Annotated in this window: 5 protein-coding genes and 1 pseudogene; 1 reads left to right on the top strand and 5 read right to left on the bottom strand. The window is 39.7% G+C overall.

The annotated features are described in order from the left end of the window. From ACUVXA_RS17820 to ACUVXA_RS17830, 3 genes are all read right to left on the bottom strand, one after another. Positions 1 to 475, bottom strand: a 475-nt coding sequence (locus tag ACUVXA_RS17820) for a hypothetical protein (protein ID WP_445872634.1), incomplete at its 3' end; no start/stop codon positions are given. Positions 476 to 547: 72 nt separating this feature from the next. Beyond that, the gene (locus tag ACUVXA_RS17825) at positions 548 to 1,639 is read right to left on the bottom strand and encodes a hypothetical protein (RefSeq protein ID WP_445872635.1); all 1,092 of its coding nucleotides are present in this window, start codon (positions 1,637 to 1,639) and stop codon (positions 548 to 550) included. Next, complete coding sequence (locus tag ACUVXA_RS17830; protein ID WP_445872636.1) at positions 1,636 to 1,875, bottom strand: hypothetical protein; 240 nt, start codon at positions 1,873 to 1,875, stop codon at positions 1,636 to 1,638. The genes ACUVXA_RS17825 and ACUVXA_RS17830 overlap by 4 nt, the downstream gene beginning before the upstream one ends. Positions 1,876 to 2,499: 624 nt before the next feature. Here ACUVXA_RS17830 and ACUVXA_RS17835 point away from each other — a divergent pair. Further along, complete coding sequence (locus ACUVXA_RS17835) at positions 2,500 to 3,192, top strand: acetoacetate decarboxylase family protein (RefSeq protein WP_445872637.1); 693 nt, start codon at positions 2,500 to 2,502, stop codon at positions 3,190 to 3,192. A gap of 193 nt (positions 3,193 to 3,385) precedes the next feature. Here the strand turns inward: ACUVXA_RS17835 and ACUVXA_RS17840 are convergent, their stop codons facing one another. Both ACUVXA_RS17840 and ACUVXA_RS17845 read right to left on the bottom strand, forming a co-directional pair. After that, positions 3,386 to 3,541: a hypothetical protein gene (locus ACUVXA_RS17840; RefSeq protein WP_445872638.1), complete on the bottom strand. Its 156-nt coding sequence runs from the start codon at positions 3,539 to 3,541 to the stop codon at positions 3,386 to 3,388. A gap of 148 nt (positions 3,542 to 3,689) precedes the next feature. After that, a pseudogene (locus ACUVXA_RS17845) lies at positions 3,690 to 3,914 on the bottom strand (hypothetical protein); the annotation flags it as partial.

Raw genomic sequence — 3,914 nt, forward strand, 5'->3', positions numbered from 1 at the left:
AGGACATCCTACCAATTAACAGCAAGGGGTGACAAATGTCCCTAACTTCTACAGTTAATCTTTTTTTCCAAGAACTTTTTGTGAATAAGAATTTAACTCTGGCCCAGGCATCATGGAAATATTCGTACTCCGGCATTCTTAACAAGGGTTTGATTAGAAGGGCAGGTATGGAAAAGACTAGAATCATTATAAACGCTATTGTAGCTGTGTAAAGCAAGCTCAGGTAGAGTGGATAATTTGTTGGAAGGATTAGAAGAGATTCGTGGCCTAAAACCAGAGCAGGTATGGGAAATGAGTCTACGAATAAAAATTTTATATATAGTCCTATTGGAGAGAACCTAACAAGTACGGGATACAAAAATATTAAAGGACCAGTGCTTGATAGAGTTCCATATATGAGACCGGAAGCGGCGAAAACTCCTAATAGGAAAAGTACAACAAATCCAAGCAAATGCATCACGGTTTTCGTTTTCACTCCACAAATCCTCCACCTAAACTAATAAATAAAAGGGGGAGAAGACTGTTCACCCCCTCACAAATAATAAGTTCATTTAGGCGGTGTTCCACCAGGGATTCCTCCTATCCATATCCAAGTATCCCAACATCCGCATTTATTGGCAATTGTACTGTACAGGTACTGAAGGTCATACGCTGTTATGGGGTCAATGGGTAGTGGTGAATCATAATAGGGAGGTGTTGCGCCAATTATGCCTCCAGTTGCAGTTACATAGTGCCAAGCTATAGTTGGTATAACATCGGGGACCGGCGGATAATACCAAATCGCGCCTGTTGGTGGACTTACTGGATAATGAACATACTCATAAAACCGAAATCCCCACACTGGATCTATTGATCTATTTTGCTGTTGGGCAAGAAGAATTTTGTTAAAAAGATCCATAGCTACTTTACCTGGTTCGAAGGTGACTGCAGCTAAAATAGCGGTTATAATTCCAGCGATAGCTCCAACGATTTTACTATACCCCTCGGGGATGGAAAAAAGTAGAGTAACTATGGTCACACCAAAGCTTATCATTCCGGCAATTCCCGAAATTGTAGGATTTCCAGGAACATTTACAACCTCCGCGAACCACATGTTTTCCTCCAAGTATGTGAAGTGGGCGTATGCGAATACGTCATATCCGTATAATATGGGGACAAGTACGAACCTCCAACACCACCATTGCCAGGACCATATCAAGCAGATGAGTGGGGTTCTGCTGATTCTTATGTAGGGGTCGCTGATTACTGTTCCGTCGCTGCTGTACACTGTTACTTTTAACACGCTTTGGGTGGTTCCGTTTATTTCCATAGCGTACTCTCGGTACACCGATGTTACTTCTGTTCCGTTTACTGTTTTAACGGTGCTCCATTCTCGTACTATTTCGCCCTGCTCTACGATCAGGTTTATGTTTTGGAATTCTGCTTCTATTTCAAGTTGTCTTTCTTGTTCTAGGAGTCTATTTTTCTCTGATAGTAGTCTGTCATATTCTGCGAATAGTTTTGCTTGTGTCGGGTTTTCTCTCAGAAACGAGAAGAACAATGGGGCTAGCGTCTCGTTGCTGGGATGATTCATCATAGTTAGGCTCCTAGTTGAATTCTTCATCAGCCATCGGTTGAAGTCTAGACTCAGGCTTTTCATAGTTTCCCCATTTTCATATCGATCATCGATATGGGTGATATTACCAGTCCTTGCTTAGAATATTCTTCTAAGGTATTTATTTCATTTATCTGTTTTTGATTTGCGACAAGTATTAATGGACTGATAGTGTTTGAGATTTGGACATTTGAAAAGAAACCTATAATACCCATACCCAAGCTGAGAAAAAGTACCACAAAACAGGTACAGAAGATAGCTTTAAAAGTTCTCCCTTGCACCCTTAATCCTCCTCTTAATAGTGTTGTGATTTAATAGTTTTTTACGCGAAACTTGTATATATATCGGAAATCGAGGAGGAAGGCGCCGTTAAGTGTGTGGGTTTGATGGGCCGGTTCGAAAAGGGTACATATATTCGAATCTGTCCAATCCAGAGGAAGCATGATGTAATAAGTACGGTTTTTATTGACTGAGTGGTGTGTTCTCGGCGTGTAGGATAACATTGTTAACTCAGTGTTACCTATTGTGTGTTGTATGGTTTTGGGCTTGTTCAAGTCTATTTCTACTTTTAACCGAGTACATATTCAACTTTAAAATGCGGCCTATGAGCTTCTTGCACAGAAGACATAAAGATAACAAAATCTTAAATAGATAATACTTAGTATTGGCTTGATGTTTAAGAGCTAAATCCCATTCATTTTTTATTTTTCGTTTTGTATTTTTGGGCTCCTCTTTTCCCATTAATGTTTTAATAATGGTTGGGGAAACAGCTATGTACTTGTGGGATTTATCTTAGAATCTTTATTGATGATAAAAAGGGTGGTTTTTAATTTTTTTCGAAATCTTAATTATGTGTTATTTACAATATTTTAAAGGAATAATTTTTGTTTTGGAGGTTTCGTGTTTTGAAGAGTATTCCTATTCAGGCTCCCATGTATCCCGAACCGCCTTACAAGTATCCTGGTGCTCGCGGCATTTTAATAGTCTACGAGACGGAACCGAACAACATTAAGAAAGTTTTGCCAGACGTTCTTGAGGTTGGAGATATGCCTCTGGCTTTTCTGGGCATCATGGAGTATCCGAAGTGTGAGCCTCTTGGGCCTTACAATGAGGCTTACCTTATGGTGCAGGCCAAGTGTGGTGATGTGAGTGCTTGGTTCAATCCTTTTATGTGGGTGACTACGGAGGAGGCGTTGGTTGCGGGGCGGGAGATTTGGGGTTTTCCAAAAAAGATGGCGGATATCGAACTGGTGCAGAAAGAGGAAAAGGTTATGGGAACGGTTGAACGCAAAGGCATCAAATTCATTGAAGCCGTTGTGGAACCATCGGGACCACTTGAAATGCCGTTTGAAGCCACAATCATGACGTTTAAGCAGATGCTTAAGGGAGACGGCTCCGGCTTGGATGTAAAGAAGGTTATTTTAACCTCAAATCCCTTGGAAATAAAAAAGATGATGGGCGGCGAGGGAAAAATCAAATTCGCGAAATCAAAAGAGGATCCAGTTGATCTTCTTAAGCCAACAAAGTTAGCGGCTAGTGTCTACGTGGAATATGATATGACTCTACCCTACGGAAAAATAATTAAGACTATAGTCTAATCGCTTTACTTCTTTCTCTTTTTTATTTATTGTTTAAGAGTTTATAAGGAGTTGCTCATTTGAGCAGTTCCTCCAGTACTCTGCCCTCGTTGACGAGTTCTTCTAAGATTTTTGTAGCGGCTCTCCATTCCACGTAGTCAGAGTCGCTTTCCTCTGGTAATTCCCTATTCTCAAACTTTTTCTTAAATTCCTCTCAGCCGAATCCATACTTTTTCTCCAATGATTTAATAATTTCTTTTAAATCATTAGTTTGCTCTTCTATTTCAACAAACCTGCTCCTAATGTTTTTCATCAAAATCTCCATTACGTACTCTGGCTCATCCACACCAGTAATTTTTATTTTCGCCACTCAAATACCCCTTTGCGGCTATCTAATTTAGAACACAATCCTGCACTAATTTATGATCGAAGTATTGCGATCTATGAAGTTAAAGATTTTAAATGAGACTAATCCCGAAGCTGTAGAAAGTACAAGTATAAAACGAATTTATTTGGTACTATGGTGGATTTTTCTGAATTGTCTGCTTTTCTAATTTGGCTTTCAACCTTTTTCTTCTTTCTATTCCTTGGAGTACTTCTTTGTAGCTGGTGAACTGGTTCTCCCTGTACCGATGCTCCACATCCTTCCAGAGCCTACGATAATAATAAAAGTACTCTGAAATTTCCAGGGGGTTTACAACAGTAGGAAGATTTAATACTAAATAATACCATATATGGCTATG

It is taken from the genome of Candidatus Jordarchaeum sp. (assembly GCF_052745115.1).

Coding starts and splice junctions, on each gene's coding strand:
- ACUVXA_RS17825 (WP_445872635.1), bottom strand. CDS start 1,639: ATGAAAAGCCTGAGTCTAGACTTCAACCGATGGCTGATGAAGAATTCA.